This window comes from Sphingomonas anseongensis (genome assembly GCF_023516495.1).
Classification (GTDB): domain Bacteria; phylum Pseudomonadota; class Alphaproteobacteria; order Sphingomonadales; family Sphingomonadaceae; genus Sphingomicrobium; species Sphingomicrobium anseongensis.
Window position 1 is genome coordinate 2099502 of sequence record NZ_JAMGBC010000001.1, and the last position, 22294, is coordinate 2121795.

General features: G+C 65.5%; 22 protein-coding genes and 2 tRNA genes. 13 read left to right on the forward strand and 11 right to left on the reverse strand.

What is annotated here, in order from left to right; all coding sequences use genetic code 11:
* Positions 1-38 precede the first annotated feature (38 nt).
* Complete coding sequence (locus LZ519_RS10850; RefSeq protein WP_249868686.1) at positions 39-1034, reverse strand: adenosine kinase; 996 nt, start codon at positions 1032-1034, stop codon at positions 39-41.
* Positions 1035-1105: 71 nt separating this feature from the next.
* On the opposite strand from LZ519_RS10850, the gene LZ519_RS10855 reads away from it, so the two are divergent.
* Positions 1106-1453: a hypothetical protein gene (locus LZ519_RS10855; protein WP_249868687.1), complete on the forward strand. Its 348-nt coding sequence runs from the start codon at positions 1106-1108 to the stop codon at positions 1451-1453.
* On the opposite strand, the gene queG is transcribed toward LZ519_RS10855, so the two are convergent.
* A complete protein-coding gene (queG, locus tag LZ519_RS10860; RefSeq protein ID WP_249868688.1) occupies positions 1431-2486 on the reverse strand; it encodes a tRNA epoxyqueuosine(34) reductase QueG in 1056 nt (351 codons plus the stop codon). The two genes, LZ519_RS10855 and queG, sit on opposite strands and share 23 nt — an antisense overlap.
* 44 nt (positions 2487-2530) lie before the next feature.
* On the opposite strand from queG, the gene LZ519_RS10865 reads away from it, so the two are divergent.
* Together LZ519_RS10865 and LZ519_RS10870 are read left to right on the forward strand one after the other, a co-directional pair.
* Complete coding sequence (locus LZ519_RS10865; RefSeq protein WP_249868689.1) at positions 2531-3490, forward strand: ABC transporter ATP-binding protein; 960 nt, start codon at positions 2531-2533, stop codon at positions 3488-3490.
* The gene (locus tag LZ519_RS10870) at positions 3487-4683 is read left to right on the forward strand and encodes an ABC transporter permease (protein ID WP_249868690.1); all 1197 of its coding nucleotides are present in this window, start codon (positions 3487-3489) and stop codon (positions 4681-4683) included. Before LZ519_RS10865 ends, LZ519_RS10870 begins: the two co-directional genes overlap by 4 nt.
* Here the strand turns inward: LZ519_RS10870 and fabI are convergent.
* From fabI to LZ519_RS10885, 3 genes are read right to left on the reverse strand one after another with little or no spacing between them, the layout of a single operon-like run.
* Positions 4680-5483 carry an enoyl-ACP reductase FabI gene (gene fabI / locus LZ519_RS10875; RefSeq protein WP_283937318.1) on the reverse strand — a complete coding sequence of 268 codons (804 nt, stop codon included), beginning with the start codon at positions 5481-5483 and terminating at the stop codon, positions 4680-4682. The two genes, LZ519_RS10870 and fabI, sit on opposite strands and share 4 nt — an antisense overlap.
* Positions 5480-6511 (reverse strand): YihY/virulence factor BrkB family protein, encoded by a 1032-nt coding sequence (locus LZ519_RS10880; RefSeq protein ID WP_249868692.1) that lies wholly within the window; start codon positions 6509-6511, stop codon positions 5480-5482. The genes fabI and LZ519_RS10880 overlap by 4 nt, the downstream gene beginning before the upstream one ends.
* A complete protein-coding gene (locus LZ519_RS10885; protein WP_249868693.1) occupies positions 6512-7456 on the reverse strand; it encodes a DnaJ C-terminal domain-containing protein in 945 nt (314 codons plus the stop codon). It abuts the gene before it with no gap.
* A 108-nt stretch (positions 7457-7564) separates the two neighbouring features.
* On the opposite strand from LZ519_RS10885, the gene LZ519_RS10890 reads away from it, so the two are divergent.
* Positions 7565-8767: a threonine synthase gene (locus tag LZ519_RS10890; protein WP_249868694.1), complete on the forward strand. Its 1203-nt coding sequence runs from the start codon at positions 7565-7567 to the stop codon at positions 8765-8767.
* Positions 8768-8944: 177 nt separating this feature from the next.
* Positions 8945-9736 carry an exodeoxyribonuclease III gene (gene xth / locus LZ519_RS10895; RefSeq protein WP_249868695.1) on the forward strand — a complete coding sequence of 264 codons (792 nt, stop codon included), beginning with the start codon at positions 8945-8947 and terminating at the stop codon, positions 9734-9736.
* A 49-nt stretch (positions 9737-9785) separates the two neighbouring features.
* On the opposite strand, the gene LZ519_RS10900 is transcribed toward xth, so the two are convergent.
* From LZ519_RS10900 to LZ519_RS10915, 4 genes are all read right to left on the reverse strand, one after another.
* A tRNA-Thr gene (locus LZ519_RS10900) sits at positions 9786-9858 on the reverse strand.
* A 30-nt stretch (positions 9859-9888) separates the two neighbouring features.
* Complete coding sequence (locus LZ519_RS10905; RefSeq protein ID WP_249868696.1) at positions 9889-10743, reverse strand: hypothetical protein; 855 nt, start codon at positions 10741-10743, stop codon at positions 9889-9891.
* Positions 10740-12062: a mechanosensitive ion channel gene (locus LZ519_RS10910; RefSeq protein ID WP_249868697.1), complete on the reverse strand. Its 1323-nt coding sequence runs from the start codon at positions 12060-12062 to the stop codon at positions 10740-10742. The genes LZ519_RS10905 and LZ519_RS10910 overlap by 4 nt, the downstream gene beginning before the upstream one ends.
* 19 nt (positions 12063-12081) lie before the next feature.
* On the reverse strand, positions 12082-13410 hold the full coding sequence (locus LZ519_RS10915; protein WP_249868925.1) for a replication-associated recombination protein A: 1329 nt from the start codon (positions 13408-13410) through the stop codon (positions 12082-12084).
* Positions 13411-13502: 92 nt separating this feature from the next.
* Here LZ519_RS10915 and LZ519_RS10920 point away from each other — a divergent pair, with 92 nt between their 5' ends.
* Entirely contained in the window at positions 13503-14102 is a 600-nt protein-coding gene (locus tag LZ519_RS10920) for a PadR family transcriptional regulator (RefSeq protein WP_249868698.1), read from the forward strand.
* On the opposite strand, the gene LZ519_RS10925 is transcribed toward LZ519_RS10920, so the two are convergent.
* Entirely contained in the window at positions 14103-15254 is a 1152-nt protein-coding gene (locus tag LZ519_RS10925) for a glycosyltransferase family 4 protein (protein ID WP_249868699.1), read from the reverse strand.
* Between the two features lie 41 nt (positions 15255-15295).
* On the opposite strand from LZ519_RS10925, the gene LZ519_RS10930 reads away from it, so the two are divergent.
* The 7 genes from LZ519_RS10930 (at position 15296) to LZ519_RS10960 (ending at position 21151) form a co-directional block, all read left to right on the forward strand.
* Positions 15296-15796, forward strand: coding sequence for a DNA-deoxyinosine glycosylase (locus LZ519_RS10930; protein WP_249868700.1), 501 nt, complete (start codon positions 15296-15298; stop codon positions 15794-15796).
* A gap of 37 nt (positions 15797-15833) precedes the next feature.
* Complete coding sequence (locus LZ519_RS10935; protein ID WP_249868701.1) at positions 15834-16127, forward strand: hypothetical protein; 294 nt, start codon at positions 15834-15836, stop codon at positions 16125-16127.
* A gap of 45 nt (positions 16128-16172) precedes the next feature.
* Positions 16173-18539: a heavy metal translocating P-type ATPase gene (locus LZ519_RS10940; RefSeq protein WP_348539396.1), complete on the forward strand. Its 2367-nt coding sequence runs from the start codon at positions 16173-16175 to the stop codon at positions 18537-18539.
* Entirely contained in the window at positions 18536-18931 is a 396-nt protein-coding gene (gene cueR, locus LZ519_RS10945; protein WP_249868702.1) for a Cu(I)-responsive transcriptional regulator, read from the forward strand. The genes LZ519_RS10940 and cueR overlap by 4 nt, the downstream gene beginning before the upstream one ends.
* 408 nt (positions 18932-19339) lie before the next feature.
* A complete protein-coding gene (locus tag LZ519_RS10950; RefSeq protein WP_249868703.1) occupies positions 19340-19573 on the forward strand; it encodes a hypothetical protein in 234 nt (77 codons plus the stop codon).
* 63 nt (positions 19574-19636) lie between these two features.
* The gene (locus LZ519_RS10955) at positions 19637-21031 is read left to right on the forward strand and encodes a hypothetical protein (protein ID WP_249868704.1); all 1395 of its coding nucleotides are present in this window, start codon (positions 19637-19639) and stop codon (positions 21029-21031) included.
* A 44-nt stretch (positions 21032-21075) separates the two neighbouring features.
* Positions 21076-21151: transfer RNA gene (locus LZ519_RS10960), tRNA-Glu, on the forward strand.
* On the opposite strand, the gene wecB is transcribed toward LZ519_RS10960, so the two are convergent.
* Entirely contained in the window at positions 21146-22258 is a 1113-nt protein-coding gene (gene wecB / locus LZ519_RS10965) for a non-hydrolyzing UDP-N-acetylglucosamine 2-epimerase (RefSeq protein ID WP_348539401.1), read from the reverse strand. The genes LZ519_RS10960 and wecB overlap by 6 nt on opposite strands.
* Positions 22259-22294 lie beyond the last annotated feature (36 nt).

Below are 22294 nucleotides of genomic sequence, written 5' to 3' on the forward strand. Positions count from 1 at the left end.
ACAAGGGGCCTCGGCGGAAACGCCGGGGCCTTTTTCTTTTAGGAGACGAGCGGGCCGGCCAGCGCCACAAGGTCGAGCTCCGGCCGGGCGCCATAATGCTGGATTACCTCGCTTGCCGCGATCGCGCCCAGCCGCAGCGAATCCTCCAGCGACCGTCCGAGCGCCTGCCCGGCAAGGAAGCCCGCCGCGAACAGGTCACCGGCTCCGGTCGTGTCGACCAGCCGCTCGATCGGCTCCGCGGGGACGTCGACGCGCTTGCCGTCGCGAAGAGCCAGAGCGCCGTGCTCGCTTCGGGTGACGACAAGCGTCGGCACCTTGCCGGCGAATGCAGAGAGAGCCGAGTTGAGGTCGGTCGCCTGCGCAAGATGAAGGAACTCGCCCTCGTTGGCGAACAATATGTCGATGCTTCCGCTGTTGATCAGCCGGAGGAAGTCGTCACGGTGGCGCTCGACGACGAACCCGTCCGATAAGGTGAAGGCGACGCTCGTTCCCGCTGATCGGGCGATAGCGATGGCCGCTTCCATCGCGGCACGCGGCTCCGCCGGGTCCCACAGATAGCCTTCGAGATAGAGGATCTTGGCGCTCGAGATCCGCTCTTCCGTCACCGCCGACCTGTCGAGCCGCTGGGCGGCTCCGAGGAAGGTGCTCATCGTCCGCTGAGCGTCCGGAGTGACAAGGATCAGGCAGCGCGCAGTGGGGCCCGCGTCGCTCTTCGGTGGAGTGGCGAAATCGACCCCGAGCGCCCGAATGTCGTGGCTGAAGATCTGCCCGAGCTCGTCGTCGCCAAGCTGGCCGATGAAAGCCGTCCTAAGCCCCAAGGCCGCCAGCCCGGCGACGGTGTTGGCAGCCGATCCGCCGCTAAGCTCGCGCCCGGGCCCCATTGCCCCATAGAGCCGCTCCGCCTCATCGGCGTCGATCAGGCGCATCCCGCCCTTGTCGAGCCCGTTCGCTTGAAGGAAGCCGTCATCGGCGTCGGCAATCACGTCGACGATCGCATTGCCGATCGCCAGCACATCCAGGGTCTTTTCGGTCATTTCGGCGCGGTAGCGGGCAAGGTGGCGGCTAGCAACTTGCGCAGTGCGCGGCGTCTCGGCATGCAGTGGGCATGCGCAGATTTTTCGCCGTTTCGACACTGGTATTCCTCGCAGGCTGCGCCACGCGCCCGGTCGCGGTGCCCACGCCCGCCACTCCGGCCGAGCGGCCGTCGGAAGAGCATGGCGCGCTGATCGGGATGACGGCCGACGATCTGGTCCGAAAGTTCGGTACGCCCGCGCTCCAGGTTCGCGAGGGCGACAGCCTCAAGCTCCAGTTCCGCAATCCGCAATGCGTGCTCGACGCCTACCTCTATCCAGGCGGCGGCGCGGCCTATCGTGTCGCCCATGTCGACACGCGCACCCGCGCGCTGGCACCGATCGATCAGGGGACGTGCGCTACGTCGCTTCAGCTTCGCTGAGCTCCGACAGAGCCCACCGCGCAGCTTCGGAAATGACGGGGTCCGGGTCCGCCACATGCGGCTCGATCGAAGGAATCAGCGAGGGGTCGCGGCTGTTGCCCGCGGCGATCAGGCAGTTGCGGATCATCCGCTTCACGCCGATCCGCTTGATCGGCGAGCCGGAGAATTTCGCGCGGAAGGCGGCGTCGTCGAGGGCGAGCAGGGCTTCCAGCCTCGGCGCCTTGAGTTCTTCGCGCGCCACGAAGGCGCGGTTCGCCGCCGCTGAATCGGCAAAGCGGTTCCACGGGCAGACCGCCAGGCAATCGTCGCACCCATAGATACGGTTGCCGATTGGGCGCCGAAATTCCTCCGGGATCGGACCCTTATGCTCGATCGTCAGGTAGGAAATGCACTTGCGGGCATCGATCCGGCGGGCGCCGTCGAACGCGCCGGTCGGGCAGACGTCGAGGCAGCGGGTACAGGTTCCGCACGTATCGGCCGCCGGGGAATCCGGTTCGATGTCCAGGCTCGTGAGGATGATCCCCAGGAACAGCCAGCTCCCGTGCTGCCTCGACACCAGATTGGTGTGCTTGCCTTGCCAGCCGATTCCGGACGCTGCGGAAAGCGGCTTTTCCATAACCGGCGCAGTGTCGACGAAAACCTTGAGCTTGCCGCCTTCGCGCTCGACCAGCCAGCGGGCGAGCGCCTTGAGCGCCTTCTTCACGGTGTCGTGATAATCGCGGCCCTGCGCGTAGACCGAGATTCTGCCCACGGAGCCATCGCCCGCAAGCGCCAGCGGATCGCTTTCAGGCGCATAGCTCATCGCCAGCGCGATGGCGGATTTTGCCTCCGGCCAAAGCGCGGTGGGCGCAACGCGATGGTGAGCCCGCGCCTCGAACCACTCCATGCTTCCGTGGCGGCCGTCCTCGATCCAGCGCATCAGGTTCGCGCCATGCTCGTCGTGGCCGGACGCGCTTGCGAAGCCGCACGCGACGAAGCCGAGCTGCTCCGCCTCGGTCCGTATTGCTTCCTTGATGCCTTCGCCTCTATCCACTTGCCCGCAATACTCTGGTCGGCTCGTTTCTCTAGGGAATTCCGGTGCTTCGTCAGGTTGGGAACGATCGACAGGATTCCGCGACCGCGGTCGAGGCGCGCAACCTGGTCAAGGATTTCGGCGATACCCGGGCGGTCGACGGAGTCAGCCTCGCCGTCCCGACCGGCTCGATCTACGGGCTTCTCGGCCCCAACGGCGCGGGCAAGACCACTACTTTAAGGATGCTCCTCGGGATCATCGACCCTTCAAGCGGTACCCGCAAGGTTCTGGGTCGCGACCGGCCGCTCGAGGCGGCACGCGAGATCGGCTACCTTCCGGAAGAGCGCGGTCTCTACCCGGCCATGCACTGTCGCGAGGCCATCGCCTTCATGGGTGCATTGCGTGGAGTGCCGCTCGGCGAGGGCCGGCGGCGCGCCGACGCGCTGATGGAAGAGCATGGTCTCGGCAAATGGGCGAAGAAGCCGATCCGCACATTGTCCAAAGGGATGGCGCAGACGGTCCAGCTGCTTGGCACGATCATCCACAAGCCACGGCTGCTCGTCCTGGACGAGCCGTTCGCCGGCCTGGATGCGATCAACCAGGCCCGACTGGAGGAATTGATCCGGCGCGAGGCACGTGGCGGCGTCACGGTAATCTTCTCGACGCATGTCATCGCCCACGCCGAGCGGCTGTGCGAGCGGATCGCTATCATCGCCAAGGGCAAAGTCGCGTTCGAAGGGGCGGTGGACGAAGCGAGGGAAACTCTTCGCCCCATCGTTCGGCTCCGCACGCGCAACGAGGACGGGCCATGGCGGCGTGCTATCCCGGCCGGCTCCCGGCGCGAAGGACGCGAATGGGTGTTCGAGCTTCCCGCCAGCGGCCCAGAGCCCTTGCTCAAGGCGCTGATCGACGGCGAGGCAGGGATCGAGACTTTGGCGATCGAGCGGCCGGGCTTGCATGACGCCTTCGTCGCCATCGCCGGGCCCAAGGCGGCCGCGGCAATGAACGAAGAGGCTCCGGAATGACCCGCCTTTTCCGTTCCGCCTGGGTCGTCGGCCGCCGTGATTTTACCGCCACGGTGGTGTCGAAGGCCTTCATCTTCTTCCTCATCGGGCCGCTGTTCCCGGTCCTGCTCGGGGCGATGTTCGGCGGCATCGGCGCCCGTGTCGCAAGCCACGCCGAGCAGTCGCGGATCGCAGTCGTCGCTTCGCAGGCGGAGTTCGAACGGCTGATGTCGGCACGTCCGCAGCTGGCCCAAGCGTTGGGTGGGCGGCCGACGCTCGAGCTCATCGGAGTCACGCCCCAGGCCGACGTGGACCGGCAAACGAAGGAGCTGCTTGCGTCCAAGGACCACTCGGTGGTCGCCGTTCTCACCGGAGTGCCGGACAGGCCACACCTGAGCGGAGGGGTAGATTCCGATGGCAGCATAGCCGGCCAGGTCGCGCTTCTTCTCACCGCGGCGAAAGCTTCGGAAGGCGAAGCTCAGCTCACCGTCACGTCGACCGAGCGCTCGACCGGATCGATCGACCGGTCGCGGTCGATCACCGCCCAGATCGGCCAGATGATCCTGTTCTTCCTGACCATCATCCTCGCCGGCATGACGCTTTCGCAGCTGATCGAGGAAAAATCGAACAAGGTGATAGAAGTGCTCGCCGCGGCGGTTCCGATCGAGGCCATCTTCGTCGGCAAGCTGTTCGCGATGCTCGCGGCGTCGATCGTCGGCATCGTCGTCTGGGTGTCCGTGGGAGTCGCAGCCATGTCGATGCTGATGCAAGGCGGCGGCCAGACGATCCCGACTCCCGCTGTCGGCTCGGCCGCTTTCCTGGTGCTCACCATCGTCTATTTCGCGATGAACTACCTGCTTCTCGGCTCGGTGTTCCTAAGCATCGGAGCGCAGGCGTCGACCGTGCGCGAGGTCCAGACCCTGTCCATGCCGGTGACGGTGGCGCAGGTGCTGATCTTCGGTTTCGCCTCCTTCGCGATCGGTTCGCCCGACTCGCCGGTTGCCATTGCCGGAGCGCTATTCCCGCTGTCCTCGCCGCTGGTGATGGTGGCTCGAGCGGCTGAGAGGCCGGAGCTGTGGCCGCACCTTCTCGCAATCGTCTGGCAGGCGGTGTGGATCGGGATCGTGGTGTGGGTGTCGGCCGGGCTGTTCCGGCGCACGGTGCTCAAGTCCGGGCCGGTGAAGCGCCGCTGGTGGAAGCGGGCGGCCGCCTAGACGGTTGAAATATCCGGCGCGTCCTCGGCCTTCATTCCCACGACATTGTAGCCGGCATCGACATGGTGGATTTCGCCGGTCACTCCGGAGGCGAGATCGGACAGAAGGTAGAGACCGGCGCCGCCGACGTCCTCGATCGTCACGTTGCGGCGGAGCGGCGAATTATATTCGTTCCACTTCATGATGTAGCGGAAGTCGCCGATCCCGCTCGCAGCGAGAGTCTTGATCGGACCGGCGGAAATACCGTTCACCCGGATGCCTTCGGGGCCAAGGTCCATCGCCAGATATTTGACGCTCGCCTCCAGCCCCGCCTTGGCGACTCCCATGACGTTGTAATGGGGGATGACCTTTTCTGCGCCGTAGTAAGTGAGCGTGAGGAGCGAGCCGCCAGGCTTCATCATAGGCCGCGCCCGCTGCGCGACCGCGATGAAGCTGTAGACGGAGATGTTCATCGTCAGCAGGAAGTTGTCCATCGTCGTATCGACGAACTTCCCGCGAAGCTCGTTCTTGTCCGAAAAGCCGATCGCGTGGACGACGAAGTCGAGCGTCTCCCACTTCTTGGCGAGCTGCGCGAAGCTCTCGTCGAGCGCGTCCATGCTACTGACGTCGCAATCGAGAAGCATGTTGGACCCGAGCTGCTCGGCGAGCGGACGGACCCGCTTCTCGAGCGCTTCGCCCTGGTAGGAAAAGGCGAGCTCCGCGCCCGCGTCGCCGAGCGCCTTGGCAATCCCCCAGGCCAGCGAACGGTCGTTCGCAAGGCCCATGATCAAGCCGCGCTTACCCTGCATGAGTCCGCTCAAAGCTGTGGCTCCCTCTCAAGCTCGACCGCGACGTCTTCGCCCGGCTGCGGTTCCTCGATCTCGAGCTCGTCCTTGAACGGCCCGCTGTAGATTTCGCCCTTTAGTGCAGTCGGCGCATAATCCGCCAGCGCCGCATTCAACTCGGCCCCGATCACCACCCCCAGGCCTACGACGAAGAAGAAGAGCAGGGCGATCATGACTCCGGCCAGACTTCCGTAGGTCAGGCTGTAGCCGCCGAAGAGCCCGAGCGCGAATGGGAGCAGTTCAACGGTCGCCAACCACCAGACCGTGATCAGCAGCGCTCCGGGCCACTTCCTGCAGCCGTGCTTGCGGTAGCGCGCAGGAGTCAGGGCAAAGAACAAAGCGTAGAAAGTGATGAACAGGGTCGCGGCTGGAACGAGCCGGTAAAGGCCGAGCGTCGATGCAACTCCCTGGGCGAACGGAAACCACTCGACAATCAGATGGTGCGCCGAACTGAGCGTCACACTTGCTGCGAATGCGATCATCAGCAGCAGGACGGCGCCGAGGATCAGGAGCATCGACCCGAACCGATATTCCCAGAAGGGCGCGCAATATCTGACGCCGTAGCAGCGGCGAAGGATGTCGCGAATGGTCTCGATGAAACTGGTCGCCGTCCACAGGCCGACGATGGCGCCGAACCAGAGTAGGGCCCCGGTGCGAACGCTGAGCACTTCATCGATCGGCTCGCGAAGCGTTGCAGCGACATTTTGGGGCAGGCGAGCGAGAACATTGGCGACGGTCAGCTGCGCGTCCTGACCCTGGCCCAGCAAATGGGCGATCGCCGCGGCGAGGATGATGAACGGGAAAAGCGCCAGGATGGATAGATAGGCAAGGTTACCGGCGTGGATGAAGCCGTCGTTGTAAACTCCGACGGCGACACGCTTGATGACTTCCCACGCGTAGTGGCGCGGTTTCAGTCGCCGGGCGACGTCCGGTCCGAATGCGGCGCTCGCGCTGGCCAGCCGCTTGCGCCGCTGTTCCGGAGAAAGTGGAGAAACGTCCCGCATCTAGACTCCGAGGCTGGAGCGGGGGTTGCCGCCGCCGTTCCATTTCTCGGCGAAGGATTCGAGCTCGCTGTCGCCTGCGGGAAGATCGACTTCCAGCGTGACGAGTTCGTCGCCTCGAGCACCGGACTTGCCGGTGAAGCCCCGACCCTTGATCCGCAGCACCCGCCCCGACGAGCTGCCCTTGGGGATGGTCATCATCACCGGCCCCTCGGGTGTCGGAACCTTCACCTTCGCCCCCAGCACCGCTTCCTTAAGCGTCACCGGTAGCCGGAGGCGGATGTCATTGCCCTCGCGTGTGAAGAAGGCGTGAGGGGCGATCGCTATGGTGACGATGGCGTCGCCCGCGCCGCCCGTCCCGGGCTCGCCCTTGCCGGGGATCCGGATCTTGGTCCCATCCTCCACACCCTTGGGAAGCTTGAGGTCGATCGTCTTGCCGTCGGCCAGCTTGATCCGCTGCGGCGCAAGCGTTGCGGCATCGACGAATGCGACCTTCAGCCGGTAGGCGATGTCGGCGCCCTTGAGTGGTTGCTGGGCGCGTTGGCGAAAGCCGCCGAAGCGTCCAGAGCGCCCCGCGCTCGCCGCTCCGAACAGCCCTTCGAACAGGTCGCTGAGGTCCGCGGTGTCGGCAAAATTGGTCTCGAACCCCTCGAATCCGGGAGGAGGTGCGCCAGCGGCGCCGCCCGGACGTCCGCCGTAGCCGCCACCGAACGGCATCTTGGGATTGCCTTCCTCGTCGATCTCGCCGCGGTCGTAGCGCGCCCGCTTGTCCTTGTCGGACAGCAAGTCGTAGGCCTGCGTGATCTCCCCGAAGCGCCTAGCGGCGTCAGGGTTGTCCTTGTTGCGGTCGGGATGGAGCTGCTTGGCGAGGCTTCGGTACGCCTTCTTGATCTCGGCCTCGCTCGCGCCCCTCTTCAGCCCCAGTCTTTGGTATAGGTCCAACGCCATTGCTCGCTCGTTCACCCAGCCGAACGGAAATGTCCACCTTTGCTCGGCGGCGGAAATGGGCGAGCGAGCGATTGGCTGCAAGCCGGGCTTAGCGCTAAGGCCCTGCGCATGTTCGTCACCCACCTCGAATGCTCGCTGACCGGCGAGCGCTACCCAGCCGACCAACTGCAGGGCCTCAGCAACGCAGGAAAGCCGCTTCTCGTCCGCTACGACCTTGAAGCCGCTGCCGCGAAGTTGAGTCGCGAGGAGCTGGCCGGGCGGCTAACCGGAATGTGGAAGTGGCGCGAGCTTCTGCCGATGCCGGCCGGCGTCGAGCCGGTTTCGCTCGGAGAGCCGCAAACTCCACTTATCCCGCTGTCCAAAACCGCGTCGCGAGCAGGAGCCGCCGATGTGCTGGTCAAGGACGAGGGGCGGCTTCCGACCGGATCGTTCAAGGCGCGCGGTCTGGCGATGGCGGTGACGATGGCGAAGCATTTCGGCGTCGAGCGGATCGCGATGCCGACCAACGGCAACGCGGGAGCGGCGCTCGCCGCCTACGGCGCGCGCGCGGGGATGAAGACATTGGTGATCTGCCCCGCCGAAACTCCGGAGATCAACGTTCGCGAGACCGCAGCCTATGGCGCGGAAGTGTGGGTTGCCGACGGGCAGATCGACGAATGCGGGCGGCTGGTGCGGGAGGGCGCCGCCGAAGGCCGCTGGTTCGACTGCTCGACCCTGAAGGAGCCCTACCGCCTGGAAGGGAAGAAGGTGATGGGGCTGGAGCTGGTCGAGCAGCTGGGCTGGAAGGTGCCCGACGCCATATTCTACCCGACCGGCGGCGGCACCGGCCTCATCGGCATGTGGAAGGCCTTCGATGAGATGGAGGCGGTCGGCCTGATCGGGCCGGAGCGGCCGCGAATGTATGCCGTTCAGGCGGCCGGCTGCGCGCCGATGGTCCGCGCCTTCGGGCGGGGCGACGAGTTTGCCGAGCGCTGGGAGGGGGCCGCCACCGTCGCGACGGGAATCCGCGTTCCGAGCGCGGTCGGCGATTTCCTGATCCTGAGAGCCGTGCGCGAAAGCGGCGGAGCTGCAATCGCGGTCGAGGAGGAAGCGATCCTTCAGGCAGTCGAGGATTCGGCGCGCGACGACGGAATGCTGCTTTGTCCGGAGGGCGGGGCGGTGCTCGCCGCCTGGCGAAAGGCACTCGACGGTGGGCTGGTCAGCGGCGAAGAGCGGGTGGTGCTGTTCAACTGTGCGAACGGAAACAAATATCCGCTGTCCGACCGCTCGCGGCGCCTTCAGCTCGCCGGTGCGACGGCGGCGATGCTCTAATATGGAAAGAGCCCCGGCGACCGGACGGTCGACGGGGCTCCCGTGCTTCCTGATCCGCACGATCCGCATCGCCGTGGCGATCATGGACTTTCGTCCGAGACCCGCCTCACGGGGACGCGCCCGGGATCTGGCGCACGATGAGAGAACGGTTTGCCCGCCCGCGGGTTCCTACCCCTGATGGCCAGCAAGAAAACGCTTCGGATCGCGACCTACAACATCAACGGAATCGGCAGCCGGCTCGGAATCCTGTTGCGCTGGCTGGAAGAATTCCAGCCGGACGTGGTGGGCCTCCAGGAGCTGAAGACGATCGACGATAAATTTCCGTCGGACGAGCTCGAGGCCGCCGGCTATTCGGCAATCTGGCACGGGCAGAAGAGCTGGAACGGGGTCGCGCTGCTCAGCCGTGTCGGCGAGCTCCATGAGACCCGCCGTTGCCTTCCCGGCGATCCCGACATGGACCAGAGTCGCTACATCGAGGCGGCGGTCTGCGGGATCCTGATCGGCAACATGTATGCGCCCAACGGGAATCCGTGGCCGGGCCCGAAGTTCGACTACAAGCTCGCCTGGCTCGACCGCCTGTTCGACCATGCGAAGGAGCTGATCGACAATGACGTGCCCGCGATCCTGATGGGCGACTATAACGTCATCCCGACCGACTTCGACGTCTACAAGCCGGAGCGTTGGGCAAAGGACGCACTGTTCTCACCCGAGGCGCGGGAGAAATATGCGAAGCTCGTCGCGCAGGGATGGACCGACGCCCTTCGCGAACTCCATCCCGGCGAGCCGATGTACACCTTTTGGCACTACTGGCGCCGCTCGTTCGAGCGCGACGCGGGGATCCGCATCGACCATGCGCTGGTGAGTCCGGCATTGGCGCCCAAGCTAAAGGCTGCAGGCGTGGACCGCACCCCGCGCGGCTGGGAGAAGACCAGCGACCATGCGCCGATGTGGGTGGAGGTGGAGGTTTGAGGGCGACGGGGCACCGTCCTCGCCAGTGCCCCGCACTGGCTGCGGGCGGTGCCGGATGCAGGATTCGAACCCGCGACCTTCGGTTTACAAAACCGCTGCTCTACCAACTGAGCTAATCCGGCCCAAAGCGCACTAACACTCGCGCATTTGGGTCAAAGGATGCCGAAGGTCCAGCCTTCGGTTCGCGCAATGTCGGCGGTGAGGCCGTGCGGCGCGAAGGCGCGAGGCTCGCTGCTGGCAAGCTCGCGCATTCCCGCAGCCGTCACCAGAGCGTCGGTCTGGTGGTCGTTCGGCTCGAAGCGGAGCCGCGCCGGTTTGCTTCCCAAGCCCAAGAGCGCTTCGTTGAGTGCCTCTCGCGTTCGAAGCTTGGTCCCCGGCATTCCGGCGCGGCGGAGGTAGATCCGCGTATAGATCTCGACCACCGCGCTGCCGCGCTCGGGGAGGGGGTCCATCGGCCAGATCGCGACCTTGCCGTCGATCCGATGGAGAAGCCGCATCCCCGAAAAGCTCGCCTTCGCCACCTGTGCCGCGCCGATCGCATCGAAGGCGCTGGCGGTCTTTCGGCCGCCCTGCCGGTTGAGCTGCTGGTCGCACAGGCGAAAGCGCATGAAGTCCGCCTTCACCCCGTCGGCGATGCCGAAATAGAAGTGCGGCCGGTGCACGTGCTCGAGGAAGCTTGCCGCACCGAGATCCTCGTCGTCGCTCTTCTCGTCCACATAGGCCCAAAGGCCGCGGGCCGTTTTCGGGACTCCAGCCTCGCCGGGCAGATAGTCGCCTCGCTCGAGGAACGGCGCGGCAAAGCTGAAGTCGAAACCGAAGAGGGTCGGCTCCTTTTCGGCCCGCCGAAGCAGCCACTTAAGCACCTCCTCGCGCGACCAGACCTGCCCGGGGCGGACCAGCCTCGGCGGCGCATCTCCGCGCGCCTCGGCTATGGCGATGCCCTTGTGCCTTTTGCCCTTCGCGCCCGACCAGTCGATCGCGACATAGGCTTGGAAGTGCGGCTTCACACCAGCGGCGGCTGGCGCTCGTCCTCTTCATCGGCGGCGCTGCTGCGTTCGATCCGGGGCGGGCGCGGTGCGCGCGTGCGGGGAGGCGAATTCTCGTCCACGTAGCGCTCCAGCATCCGAGCGGCCGCATCGCGTCCGCCGAGGCCGAAGGCCAGCGCCACGGCGACCGCCGCCGAGCCGAGGATCAACCCGAAGGCGAGGATGACGATCTGGTCGGCGAGGCCCATGAAGGTAAGGCCGATCGCGGTGAACAGAGCGATGATCGCATATTTGACGATCTCCTCGGCGTAGCTGCCTTCGCCGGTGGAGCTTCCGACCAGTCCGGCGATGATCCGCGCCAGGAAGATTCCCGACACGATGATCAAGGTGCCGAAGATCACCTTGCCGCCAAGCTCGGTGATCTGGGCGAGGAAGATCGCGACAGTTCCGCCGCCGAGTTGCTGAGCAGCCTCGATCGCCGCGCCGAGCATCACCGCGATGAAGGCGATGTTGGCGACGATCCGGGACGGACTGCTCGCCGCCGGCAGGATGCCGGTCGACCGGATCGCATTGTCGAAGCCTGTCGGCGGAAGGATCCCTTCGATGATCGTCTTGATGAACCGCGCGAGGATGAAGGCGATTCCGAGCCACAGTGCTGCAGTGAGGATGTGCGGGATCGCCGTCAGCACCTCGTTGAGCATGTTGGTCGCCGGGACCGAGATCGCCTCGATATCCAGGACGTTGAGGGCCGCGATGGCCGCTGGGATGATAATGAGCGCGTAGAGAAGGATGCCGGCGGCTCGGGCGAGGGTGGCGCGCGTGGCTCCTGGAGCAGCGCCCGGAGGGACGGCTTCGGGGTCGGCGCGAACGGTGCCGCTGGTGTCTCCGATTCCGATCCGCGCCAACAACCCGTCGACGTTGGCCGCGATCAGCACTGTCTCCGTCAGCTGGCGGACGATGCGGGCGACGATCAGGCCGACGAAGAAGATCAGGCCGGCGCCGATCAGCTTGGGCAGGAAGGTGAAGATCTGGGTGACGAGCGCGTTTATCGGCTCGAGGATCTGTCCGACGCCCAGATAATTCAGCGCAGCCATGATTCCGACCAGCCAGATGATCAGCTTGGCGATGGTGCCGAGCTGGTGGCCGACGGTTTCCTTCGGCCCGCCGGTGACATGCTTCTGAAGCGCGGGGATTCGGTCGATCGCCTTCTGCAGCGCCCATTTGACCGCCCGTGCAACCACCCATGTGGCGACAAGGATCAGAAGCGCGATCAGGACCTTGGGGCCCCAATAGACAAGCTGGCCCTGCCAATAACCGTTCGCCCTGGCCATATCGTACATGCGCTTCAGCTCCCCTGTTTCAGGATGACTTCGAATTTAGCTCTTTGCGCCGTTCGGCCCAATATTCCAGCCGCTCACGAACGCGCGCCTCGAAGCCTCGGTCCGTCGGGCGGTAAAATTCCTGGGGCTCCAGTTCGTCCGGCCAGTAATTCGCGCCCGAGAATCCTTCCTCGGCATCGTGATCGTAGGCATAGCCCTTGCCGTAGCCGATATCCTTCATCAGCTTGGTGGGTGCATTGAGGATGTTCGCCGGCGGCATCAGCGAGCCGCTATCCTTCGCGGTCCGCCACGCTGCCTTCTGCGCCATGTAGGTCGCATTCGATTTGGGCGCGGTCGCCAGATAGAGGCACGCTTGGACGATTCCGATCTCGCCTTCGGGGGAGCCGAGGAAATCGTACATTTCCTTCGCCGCCAGGCACTGAAGCAACGCGTTCGGGTCCGCCATGCCGATGTCCTCGACCGCGGCGCGCGTCAGCCGGCGAAGGACGTAGAGCGGCTCCTCGCCGGCCACGAGCATCCGCGCGAGATAGTAAAGCGAGGCCTGTGGATCCGATCCGCGAAGGCTTTTGTGAAGCGCCGAGATGAGGTTGTAATGGCCTTCGCGGTCCTTGTCGTAGACCGGCACGCGGCGGTGAAGGAGCGCGGCCATTCCGGCCGGATCGAGCGGGGCCTCAGGCTCGACGTCGAACACGGTTTCCACCTGGTTGAGGAGGAAGCGGCCGTCGCCGTCGGCGGACGCGATCAACGCTTCGCGGGCTTCGCGAGTGAGCGGCAGGGGCTTGCCGAACTCATGCTCGGCTCGCTCGATCAACGTCCCCAGCGCCTTTTCGTCGAGGCGGTGGAGGATCAGCACCTGGCAGCGCGAGAGGAGCGCGGCGTTGAGCTCGAAGCTCGGGTTCTCCGTGGTCGCTCCGACTAGCGTCACCGTTCCGTCTTCGACGAAGGGCAGGAAGCCGTCCTGCTGCGAGCGGTTGAAGCGGTGGACCTCGTCGACGAACAGCAAGGTCTGCTGGCCGGCCTTGGCCATCTGGCGCGCCTCGGCGAAGATCTTCTTGAGGTCGGCGACCCCTGAAAAGACGGCTGATATCGCGACGAAGCGAAGGCCGACCGCATCGGCGAGCAGGCGGGCGATGCTGGTCTTCCCGGTGCCCGGCGGTCCCCATAGGATCATCGAGCTCAGCTTGCCGGCCGCGACCATGCGGCCGATCGCGCCGTCGGGGCCGGTGAGATGCTCCTGTCCGACGATGTCGTCGAGCGACCGCGGCCGAAGCCGGTCGGCCAAAGGCGCATTGGCCGAAGCTTCCTGACGCGGAGCAGCGGGGGCGGAATCGCCAAACAGGTCGGCCATCCGCTCAGAATAGAAGGACGCCGGCAAATTGCCCATGGCTCTTGCGGTCGATGCATCTAAGATATATCTAAGAGCTATCGAGGAGAGGGCATATGCGAATTCATTCCAATTGCGATTCCCGCTGGGCCGGCCGGCGCGGCTTCAGCTTCGGCCCCGGCGGCTTCCATTTTGATTTCGGCGACGGTCCCGGACCGGGCGGCTGGGGCGGCGGTCATCGCGGCCGCGACAGGAAGCGGATGTTCGAGGGCGGCGAGCTCCGGCTTGTGCTGCTCAAGCTGATCGCCGACGAGCCTCGCCACGGCTACCAGCTGATCAAGGCTATCGAGGACCTGACCGAGGGCGAGTATGCGCCGAGCCCCGGCGTCGTCTATCCGACGCTGACGATGCTCGAGGACATGGGTTTCGTCCGCGAGCAGAAGTCCAAGGACAGCAAGAAGGTGTTCGAGGCGACCGACGAGGGCCGGGCGCATCTCGAGGAGAATGAGGACGAGGTCGCCGAGCTGATCGACAAGCTGGAGGGGCACGGCGAGGGACGCCGCAGCCGCCACCGGCCGGAGATCGGCCGGGCGGTCGGCAACCTGATGACCGCGCTTCGCAACCGAGTCGCCCACGGCGGGTGGAACGAGGAGCTTCTGCGCGAGGTCATCGACATCCTCGACGAGGCCGCGCAGCGGATCGAACGCGCCAAATAATTAAGCGCGGCGGCGGCGCTCGATAACGCTTTCGTAGACGTGCAGGACCGACGCATTGATCGCGTCCCAGTCCTGGGTGCGGGCATAATCGAGCCCTGCCTCGCCGTGGCGGCGCCTCAGATCGGGGTCCAGCGCGTAGGCTTCCAGAGCTCGGGCGAACGCGTCGATGTCGCCGGGCTCGACCAGGGTCCCGGTCACGCCGTCGCGGACAAGGCTGGTGGCCCCGGTCGCTGACGCGGCGACCACGGGAAGGGCGCAGGCCATCGCTTCGAGAGTGACGTTGCCGAATGTCTCAGTCAGCGACGGGTTGAGGAACACGTCGGCGCTGGCGAGCGCTCGGGCGAGGTCGGCGCCCTCCTGGTGACCCACGAAGACTCCGGTCGGCATCTGCTGCTCGAACCAGGCGCGCGCCGGACCCTCGCCGATCACCAGCGGGCGATGCGGCACTCCCAGCTCGCGAAGCGCGTTGATCGCCGCCGCGAAGACATCGAGCCCCTTTTCCAGCACCAGCCGGCCGAGGAATGCGATTGCCAGCTCATTGTCGGCAATCCCCAAGCTTCGCCGCCACTCCATGTCGCGGCGCTCGGGGTTGAATTGCTCCCGGTCGACTCCGCGGCTCCAGATATGGATGTTGCTGTTCATCCTCTGCGCCAGGAGCACGGCCGCCGTGGACCTGGCGGGCACGAGCAAGGCGTCGCAGCGCCGATAGAGCCGCCTCAGCGCCGCACGCATCATCGGTTCGAACAGCTGGAGGTTGTAGTAGCTGAGGTAAGTCTCGAACCGCGTGTGCACCGACCCGACGACGGGGATTCCGCGCCTCCGGGCCCATGTCACTGCCCTATGAGCGGCGATGTCGGGGCTGGAGATCTGCAGGACATTCGGATTGAATTGCGCAAGGTCGCGGCGGACCCGAGCCGGAACTCCGAGTGGAATCCGATACTCGGGTCTCCGCGGGATCGGCGCGGAAGGCAGCGACACCAGGTCGCCGGTGGGCTCGAATGCCGGCTTTTCGACCGTCGGCGCATAGACCCGGACGTTCACGCCTTGGCGGATCAGATAGCCCGCCAGCCGGTTCAGCGCCTGGTTGGCACCGTCGCGGACGTAATTGTAATTGCCTGAAAAGAGGGCGAGTCGAAGGTCGTGAGGGTCCACGGGGCTCAGCACTTAGTCGTGGAGGCTGCAAAGGCAAATCCGTGGACGTGACGATCAAGCATGGGTTGCCGCCGGTCGCGCGCTCCGACGCCCGCCTGTTCATCCTCGGCAGCCTGCCTGGAGACGCGTCGCTCGCCGCCGCCCGATACTACGCCCATCCGCGCAACGGCTTCTGGCGGCTGGTCGGGCAGGTGATCGGCGAGGACCTGGCTTCGCTCGATTATCCCGCTCGTCTCGAGCGGTTGAAGGCGCATCGGATCGGGTTGTGGGACGTCGTAGCCCACGCCACCCGCCCAGGAAGCCTCGACCAGGCGATCCGCGGCGCCGGCCACAATCCACTGGCAGATTACTTCGGCGGCTTTCCGCAGCTCGAAGCCATCGCGTTCAACGGTGCGACAGCTGCCGCCGCAGGTCGAAGGGTGCTCCAGGGTGCCACGGCACTGACGCTGATCGACCTTCCGTCATCGAGCCCGGCGAACACCCGTCCGTTCGAGGAAAAGGCCCGCGCATGGGCCGCGCTTCGCCGATATTGCGGCGAGTGATCTTGCCCTTCGCGCCAATCGCGCCACATTGGCGCGGATGAACATCGATAGCGAAACCGACGACGCCGAGACCGACGACCGTCTCTCGATGGTCGACGAGGCGCTGGTTGCCGGGACCATCGCCAACACCAACGGCCTCCTGGTGATCCTCGCCAAGCTTGTCGCCAAGGGCGTGTTCGACCGCGACGACCTCAAGGCCTTTTCCGACAGCTATTCCAAGCCGCTCGACCATGTCGGGATGCGCGAGAACGAGCTCGTCGGTCAGATGCAGGACCAGATGGAATCCACGCTCGCCGAGCTGATGCGCTACCTGAGCGAGCGCGACGACTGACGCGCACTTGACCTTGACACGATGTCAAGGTGCACAGGGACTCACATGACGAGTCGAAATCACGCTCACCACCACGATCATGGCGCTTCCTCCTCGCATGGCGGAGACGGGGCCATCGAGCACGGGACGGTGGTCCGCGATCCCGTTTGCGGCATGAATGTCGATACCCGTGACGCGAAGTTCCGCCACGAGCTGGGCGGCACAAGCTATTATTTCTGCAGCGCTGGTTGCCTGGACAAGTTCAAGGCGGACCCTGACCGCTATCTCAATCCGCCGGAGTCGGCGGCTCCCGAAGACGCGCGGGAAGGCGTGATCTGGACCTGTCCCATGCACCCGGAGATCCGCCGCGACGTGCCGGGTGCCTGCCCGATTTGCGGCATGGCGCTCGAGCCGCTCGAGCCCACCGTCGAAGAAGAGGCCAATCCCGAGCTGATCGACATGAGCAGGCGGTTCTGGATCAGTGCGGCTCTGACCTTGCCGATCCTTGTGGTCGTCATGAGCGGGGAATTGCTGGGCATCGAGCTAATGCCGATGCGCACGTCGGTCTGGCTCCAGCTACTGCTATCGACACCGGTCGTGCTGTGGGGCGGCTGGCCGTTCTTCGAGCGCATGTGGGCGAGCCTCAAGACGCGCAACCTCAACATGTTCACCCTGATCGGTTTGGGCGTCGGCGCGGCCTATGGCTACAGCCTCGTTGCCGCGCTCGCCCCTGACCTCTTTCCTCCGGCGCTGCGGACCATGGGCGGTTATGTCCCCGTCTACTTCGAGGCGGCAGCAGTCATCACGACGCTGGTCCTTCTCGGCCAGGTGCTTGAGCTTCGCGCTCGGGCTGCGACCGGGAAAGCGATCCGCGCATTGCTTGGCCTGGCTCCCAAGACCGCGCGGCGCGTAAGCGAGGGGCGAGAGGAAGACGTATCGATCGCGGACGTGCACGTCGGCGACATCCTGCGGATCCGGCCGGGCGAGAAGATCCCGGTCGACGGCGTGGTGACCAAAGGCCGAAGCCCGGTCGACGAATCGATGATCACGGGTGAGCCGGTCCCGGTCCAAAAAAGCGAAGGCGACAAGGTTACGGGTGCGACCATCAACGGCACTGGCACCCTGCTGATGCGGGCGGAGCGGGTCGGACGCGACACGATGCTTTCGCAGATCGTCCGGATGGTTGCCGCCGCGCAAAGGTCGCGTGCTCCGATTCAGAAACTCGCCGACAAAGTCTCCGCCTGGTTCGTGCCGAGCGTGGTGCTGGTGTCGTTGATTGCCTTCATCGCCTGGAGCCTGTTCGGCCCCGCTCCGCCGCTGAGCCACGCGATCGTCAACGCAATCGCGGTCCTGATCATAGCCTGTCCCTGCGCACTTGGACTTGCCACGCCGATTGCGATCATGGTCGGAACCGGCCGGGGCGCGAGCGCGGGCGTCCTGATCAAGAATGCCGAAGCTCTCGAACTGATGGAAAAGATCGACACGCTGGTCGTCGACAAGACGGGCACCATCACCATGGGCAAGCCGAAGCTTGTCGCCGTGAAGACTGCGGGCGGGTTTTCCGAAGACGAAGTCCTGCGGCTCGCCGCTGCCCTCGAAAAGGGCAGCGAGCATCCGTTGGCGGCGGCGGTCGTGGAGGGCGCCGAAGACCGGAAGATAGCGATTCCTTCCGCCAGCAATTTTCAATCCCACACAGGCAAGGGCGTCACCGGAACCGTCGACGGTCGTCAGCTCGCTCTCGGCAATGCGGCCCTTCTGCTCGATGCCGGAGCGGACCCGTCCAGCCTAGAGAGTCAGGCCGACCAACACAGGGCGCGGGCCGAAGGCGTGATGTTCGTCGCGATCGACGGCGAGCCAGCCGGCCTGCTTGTCGTGGCCGATCCGATCAAGGAAACGGCAGCCGAAGCGATTGCCGAGCTTCATCGCGGCCAAATCAGGATCGTCATGCTGACCGGCGACAACCGCCGAACCGCCGAGGCCGTCGCCCGCCAGGTCGGAATCGACGAAGTGATGGCCGAGGTCCTGCCCGACCAGAAGCAGGCGAAGGTCGCACAGCTGAGGAAGGAAGGGCGAAGGGTCGCCATGGCCGGCGACGGGATCAACGACGCGCCCGCGCTTGCTGCCGCTGACGTCGGGATCGCGATGGGCACCGGGACCGACGTGGCGATGGAAAGCGCTGCAGTCACCCTGGTCAAAGGCGACCTCCGCGGGATCGTTCGGGCGCGTCACCTGAGCCGGGCGACTATGCGCAACATCCGCCAGAACCTGTTCTTCGCCTTCATCTTCAACGCGGCCGGAGTGCCCATCGCCGCCGGCGTTCTCTATCCGTGGTTCGGAATCCTGCTGTCGCCGATCATCGCCGGCGCGGCGATGTCGCTGAGCTCAGTGACCGTGATCGGCAACTCGCTTCGGCTCCGGGGAGTGAAGCTGTGAAGATCGGCGAAGCAGCGGCCGCCTCGGGCATCAGCGAACGGATGATCCGCCATTATGAGAAGATCGGGCTCCTCGACCCGGCTCCGCGCCGCGATTCCGGATACCGCGATTATGACGAGCGTGACCTCCACACGTTGCGCTTCGTCGCCCGGGCTCGCGACCTCGGCTTCCCGATTGACGAGATCAAGAAGCTGCTTGCCTTGTGGAACGACCGAAGTCGGGCGAGTTCCGACGTCAAGGCGCTGGCACTCGCGCGGGCCGCCCAACTGAAACGAAAGGAGCGGGAGCTTCACGAAATGCGCCGCTCGCTCGAGCACCTCGCGAAGAGTTGCCACGGCGACGACCGCCCGGATTGCCCGATCCTCGGCGATCTCGAAGGACCGGGGAGGTGATCGCCGCAATTGAGCAGGTCCACATGACCTCCTATGGTCGGAGAATGCGTTCGGCCGCCTTGCGCCTGCTTACGTTTATCGCGGTGCTGCTAATGCCTCTGGGCATGCAGGCGGCGCCGGCGGAGACGCATCGCCAGCAGTCGACCGCGGCGATGCCAATGGAGCATTGTCCCGACGGTCAGTCGAACACTAAGGGGTCCGGTGCGCTCCATAGCTGCACCATGGCCTGCTCGGCGGCACTCCCGGCTGCCGATTTGGGACCGGTAGCGGCGGAGCAACCGGTACGGACTCCGGCCGAGCCTTGGTTTGCGCCCGCGTTGGCCGGCATTGAACTGGAGATCGCCACTCCTCCTCCGCGACTTTCCTGAGTTTCACGAACGGACACCATTCGAATTCAGGAGAATGAAAATGATCACTCTGATTGCCGCTGCGATCGCCGCAGCCGCTCCCGCTCCCGCTGCTCCGATGCAGATGCCGGCCGATGCTCACGCACAGCATCAGCAGGCTCCGCAGGGCCACGAACAGCACGGCCAGATGGCCGCGATGGGCGATGACTGCTGCTGCAAGGAGATGATGGAGAAGATGCATTCCGGCCACGACATGGACGGAAAGAAGGGCCATCAGGAGCACACCGGCCGCTAGGCCGTTGAACCGCTGAGTGGGAGGCGGCGTCCAGGCGCCGCCTCCCGTTACCGGAGACGTTTCGTGAAAATGAGATTCTACGTTGCGGCGAGCGCGATGGCGCTCGCCTGCCTTCCAGGCGCCGCGTTCGCACAACACCAGCACACACCCGGAATGGCGATGCCGGCCGAGCCGAAATCTGCGACGAAGGCGCCTGAGCAGCCCGCCGCACCGGCGCCGATGGACCACAGCCAGATGGACCACAGCCAGATGCACCACGAGCCGGCCCCGATCAGCGCCGGCCCGGCCGAAGAGATGCATATGATGACTGCCGCTCTCGGCCCCTATCCGACGACTCGTGAATCGTCGGGGACGGCGTGGCAGCCGGATTCGTCGCGGCACGAGGGCCTGATGACGATGTCAGGCGACTGGATGCTGATGGGGCACGGGGTGCTCAACCTCGTGTACGACCATCAGTCCGGCCCGCGCGGCGACGACAAGGCGTTCGCGAGCGGGATGCTGATGGGCATGGCGCAACATCCACTCGGCAACGGGACGCTGGAGTTCAAGGCGATGGTCAGCCCGGACCCGTTGATGGGCAAGCGAGGCTACCCACTGCTTCTCGCCACCGGCGAGACGGCGAATGGAGTGGATCCGCTGACCGACCGCCAGCACCCGCACGATTTCTTCATGGAGCTGTCGGCGTCGGTGTCGCAGAACGTCGGAGCGAAGAGCAGCGTCTTCCTCTACGGGGGTCTCCCTGGCGAACCGGCGTTCGGGCCGCCCGCCTTCATGCACCGCGAATCGATCATGGATTCGCCCGAAGCACCGATCACTCACCATTGGCTGGACTCGACGCACATCAGCTTCGGAGTGCTGACGGCGGGCCTCGTGCTCGACCGGTTCAAGCTCGAAGTCAGCCGCTTCAACGCGCGCGAGCCCGACCAGCATCGCTGGGACATCGAGACGGGCGCGCTCGATTCGACCGCCGTGCGCGTCTCCTGGAATCCGGTGCGGACTCTCGCGCTTCAAGGCAGCTGGGGCCGATTCAAGGATCCCGAGCAACTCGAGCCGGGCGTGAACCAGAAGAGGCTGTCCGCAAGCGCGCTTTGGGCGGACGAAGTCGCGCCCGGCTGGCATGCGGCGGCGACCCTCGCCTGGGGGCGAAAGAGTGTCGAGCACCACAAGGATGATGCCTTCGCCGCGGAAGCTTCGGTCAGGCATTCGGGCTGGACGGTCTTCGGCCGCGGCGAGCTGACCGAGAACCGCGAGCTGCTCGGCCTTCACGAGCACGGGCCTGCTTTTACGGTCGGCAAGGTCAGCCTTGGCGCAGTCCGCGATTTCAGGATTGCGAAGCATCTTTCGCTCGGCGCGGGCGGCCTCTTCGCGGTCAATTTCGTGCCGAGCTCGATCGCTCAGCTCTACGGCGGAAACAATCCGGTAGGCGCAATGGCTTTCGTTCGGCTGAAGCTGAATTGACTAGAGCGGCATCAGCCCACATATGGCCGCCTCGCTTTAGCGATGGCCCCTTCGTCTAGCGGTCTAGGACGTCGCCCTCTCACGGCGAAAACACGGGTTCGAGTCCCGTAGGGGTCACCAATTTCCGACCTGCCGGGGGCAGGTCGCGGAAATTGGTGACAGCGCCTGCCTGTCCTTCAGCCATTCTTCGACGATCGCGGCGATCCGCTCTCCGGCTCGTCCGTCGCCGTACGGAAATGCGGGCGACACCGACGAGGTCGACCCAAGCCGCCGCTTCACGGCGCTCACGATCCGGGCAGCGTCTGTTCCGACCAGCTCCAGGTTTCCGCAAGCGATGGCTTCGGGGCGCTCAGTCCGGTCGCGGAGCACGAGAAGCGGAACGCCGAGCGCGGCCGCTTCCTCCTGGATTCCACCCGAATCGCTGAGGACGAGATCGGAGCTGAGCATCGCGGCGATCGCCTCGCCGTGGCTGCACGGCGGCCGGAAGACGATTCCCGCTTGGTAGGCAAGCATCGCGCGTATGCTCGCCGCGAGAGCCGGGTTGGGGTGGAGCACGACCTCGACCTGCGCCAGCTTCTCCGCTGCGATCTGCATCAGAGCCGCGGCGACGCCGGCCAGGCCTTCGCCCCAATTTTCCCGCCGGTGACAGGTGACCAGCAGCCGCTTCGGTCCCGCGCGAGCCGCTTCGAGCCCGCTGCTCGCGGCGAGCACTGAGTCGATTCCGCTATTGCCGGTGACGTGGATTTGTCCGCGAACCTTTTCGCGCCGGAGGTTGGCTGCGCTTAGCTCGGTCGGGGCGAACAAAAGGTCGGCTTCGGCGTCGATCGCAACCCGAAACTCCTCCTCCGGCCAGGGGCGGCGGCGGTCGTGGCTCCTCAGTCCGGCTTCGACATGCCCGAGGGAAACGTGCGCCAACCTCGCCGCGAGCGCCCCGCCGAGAGCGCTCGACGTATCGCCCTGCACCAGCACCAGCGCCGCTTCACGCAGCACAGGCACTGCGACCTTTGTGACTTCGCCCACGTGGCGGTGTGGATCGTCCTGTCCCGGGCATTCGAGCCTGGTCGCGGGGAAACGATCGAGCCCGAAATCGGCCGGGCGCAATTGCGGATGCTGCCCGGTGAATATCAGCAACGGCGTAAGGCCGCGGCCAGCGAGAGCCAGTGCTACAGGCTGGAGCTTGATCGCTTCGGGACGGGTTCCGACAATCAGAACTACGCTACTGGACAGCCTTCCCCCTAGCTCGGCGGGACGACCCTGCCGCCC

Bases quoted from the DNA above. Each gene is read 5' to 3' on its own strand.
- LZ519_RS10850 (WP_249868686.1), bottom strand. From the start codon at position 1,034: ATGACCGAAAAGACCCTGGATGTGCTGGCGATCGGCAATGCGATCGTC.
- LZ519_RS10855 (WP_249868687.1), top strand. From the start codon at position 1,106: ATGCGCAGATTTTTCGCCGTTTCGACACTGGTATTCCTCGCAGGCTGC.
- LZ519_RS10870 (WP_249868690.1), top strand. From the start codon at position 3,487: ATGACCCGCCTTTTCCGTTCCGCCTGGGTCGTCGGCCGCCGTGATTTT.
- LZ519_RS10880 (WP_249868692.1), bottom strand. From the start codon at position 6,511: ATGCGGGACGTTTCTCCACTTTCTCCGGAACAGCGGCGCAAGCGGCTG.
- LZ519_RS10885 (WP_249868693.1), bottom strand. From the start codon at position 7,456: ATGGCGTTGGACCTATACCAAAGACTGGGGCTGAAGAGGGGCGCGAGC.
- LZ519_RS10890 (WP_249868694.1), top strand. From the start codon at position 7,565: ATGTTCGTCACCCACCTCGAATGCTCGCTGACCGGCGAGCGCTACCCA.
- xth (WP_249868695.1), top strand. From the start codon at position 8,945: ATGGCCAGCAAGAAAACGCTTCGGATCGCGACCTACAACATCAACGGA.
- LZ519_RS10910 (WP_249868697.1), bottom strand. From the start codon at position 12,062: ATGTACGATATGGCCAGGGCGAACGGTTATTGGCAGGGCCAGCTTGTC.
- LZ519_RS10915 (WP_249868925.1), bottom strand. From the start codon at position 13,410: ATGGCCGACCTGTTTGGCGATTCCGCCCCCGCTGCTCCGCGTCAGGAA.
- LZ519_RS10920 (WP_249868698.1), top strand. From the start codon at position 13,503: ATGCGAATTCATTCCAATTGCGATTCCCGCTGGGCCGGCCGGCGCGGC.
- LZ519_RS10935 (WP_249868701.1), top strand. From the start codon at position 15,834: ATGAACATCGATAGCGAAACCGACGACGCCGAGACCGACGACCGTCTC.
- LZ519_RS10940 (WP_348539396.1), top strand. From the start codon at position 16,173: ATGACGAGTCGAAATCACGCTCACCACCACGATCATGGCGCTTCCTCC.
- LZ519_RS10950 (WP_249868703.1), top strand. From the start codon at position 19,340: ATGATCACTCTGATTGCCGCTGCGATCGCCGCAGCCGCTCCCGCTCCC.